The following is a 2174-nucleotide window of genomic DNA, read 5'->3' as shown; positions in this document are numbered from 1 at the left end:
GCCGTCGGCGACCGTCAGCCACCGGCCGTCGGCGCTGATCCCGAGGCCGAGCCGCTGCCCGTCCGGCCCGAGCACCGACACGTCCTCGCCGGTGACGCGCCGCAGCCGCAGCCGCTGGTCGCGCACATAGTAGAAGGCATCGGGCGAAACCCACGCGACAGGGGAGTACCGGCAGCCGAGGACGGGCGCGCCCAGCACGTCGCCGGTCGCGACGTCCAGGACGTACAGCGTGCCGTTCTCGGTGCCGCCCTTCGAGAGCTGGACGGCCACGCGCCGCCCGTCGGGCGAGGGGTCCCACGCGTCGAGGACGGTCTTCCCCGACGGGTCGAGCGCGCCCGGGTCCAGCACCGGCCGGCCGTCCGCGTACAGCACGGGATGATCTTGTCCGGGGGAGCGGCGCAGCACGAAGGCCACGCCTGCGCGCCAGAGCGGCGCCGTCACCGTCCCGGCGTCCGCGTACTCCAGGGCGCGGCGCAGCAGGATCGCGCGTCCGGGCGGCTCGGCGGCCTGCCAGAGCTCGTCCTGCGCCCGCCGCCACGCCGTGGTCGCCGCGCCGTCGTGCTCCTCGAGCCAGCGGTACGGGTCGGCGACGAACTGGCCGTGCAGCACCTCCACCAGGTCGTCGCGGAACGCCCCCGGGTAGGCGGTGGTTCGCATCAGGCGCTCTCCCTCTGTTCGACGAAATCGGCGTAGCGGGCGTTGGTCTCGCGCAGCACCTCATGGGTGCCGAGGGCGAGGTTCGGGCCGTCCATCAGCAGGACGCGACGGGCGCGCAGCGCGGAGCTCGTCCGGTGGGCGATCACCACGAGCACCCCGCCGCGCCGCGCGAACGCCAGCTCGGCGCGGGCTTCGGCGGCGGCGTCGAGATGGCAGGTCGCCTCGTCGAGGATCGTGATCCTGGCGGGCGACAGATGGGCGCGGGCCAGCGCGATCAACTGCCGCTCCCCCGCCGACAGCGTGCCGGGGTCGAGCCGGGCGGCGAGCCCGCCGAGCCGTCCGACGAGTTCCTTCGCGCCCACCGCCCCGACCGCCTTGACGATCTGCGCGTGCGACGCGTCGGGCGCGTAGTAGAGGAGGTTCTCCTGCACGGTGCCGCGGAACACGTACGCCTCCTGCGGCAGCAGCAGCCTGTCCGCCGGGTGGAGCCGATCGGCGGGCACCCCGCCGACCAGCACCTCGCCCCGGCCGGGGGTCAGCACGCCCGCGATCAGCGCGGCGAGGGTCGACTTGCCGATGCCGCTCGGCCCGACGACGGCGAGATGGTCGCCGTCGTCGAGCGTGAGGGTGAGTTCCTCGAACAGCGGCGCGGCGTGCGCGCCGTAGGAGAACGCGGCGTCGCGCACTTCGATCCGCGGTCCGGTGGCGTGCTCGCGGCGCGGCGCGGGGACGGTCGGCGGGATCAGCAGCAGGTCGAGGGTGACGGCGAGCCGCACGCCGCTCATCCCGAGCCCTTCGACGAGCCCGCCGAGCGCGGGCGTCAGCGACTGGGTGATGTAGGCGAGCGCCCCGATCACGGCGCCCGCCTCGACTCCGTTCCGCAGCAGCCACGGGGTGCCGGCGAGGACGGCCAGCAGCGGCAGCCAGCCGCCGAGCGCCAGCGCCACGGTCCGCACCCCGGTGACGCGTGCCAGTGCCCGTCCCGCGTCGGCCTGTGCCGCGACGATCCCGGCGACCCGCTCGCCGACCTGCTCTTCCGCGCCGCACGCGGTGATGTCGCGCAGCCCGGCCGCGACCTCACCGACGGCGGCGACGCTCCGCTCGTCGGCGGCGAGGAACTCCCGCTGCCGCCGCGCCACCGAGGGCAGCGAAGCCAGGAACACCCCGAGCCCGACGAGGAAGAACGGCAGGACGAGCAGTGCGATCCTGGGCGCGAGCGTCGCCAGCCCGACCACGACGCTCACCACCGTGAACAGGAACGACCGCACCACCGTGATCACTGCCGCGAGCGCGTCCCGCGCCACCTCCACTTGCAGGTTCGCCCGCGCCGCCGCCCCTTCCCCGCCCCAGCCCCCCTCGATCGACTCCCGCACCACGTGGGTCAGCAGCACGTCCCGGAACGGCTCGACGACCCGCGCCACCACCAGGATCACCCGCTGCGCCCCCACCGCCGCGACGACCCACACGAGCCCGAGCACCCCCAGCCACCCCGCCCCGACCCCACCCCGCCCCGCCCC

The 2174-nt window shown here is 75.4% G+C and carries 1 protein-coding gene and 1 pseudogene; both read right to left on the bottom strand.

Going from position 1 to position 2174, the window contains the following annotated elements; all coding sequences use genetic code 11:
• Nucleotides 1-657: pseudogene (locus ACYVE7_RS32965) on the bottom strand (prolyl oligopeptidase family serine peptidase); the annotation flags it as partial.
• Nucleotides 657-2174, bottom strand: a 1518-nt coding sequence (locus ACYVE7_RS32960; RefSeq protein ID WP_460370364.1) for an ATP-binding cassette domain-containing protein, incomplete at its 5' end; no start/stop codon positions are given. The pseudogene ACYVE7_RS32965 and the gene ACYVE7_RS32960, both read right to left, overlap by 1 nt.

This window comes from Actinocorallia lasiicapitis, assembly GCF_054778695.1.
This window is presented reverse-complemented; position numbering and strand designations above follow the sequence as displayed.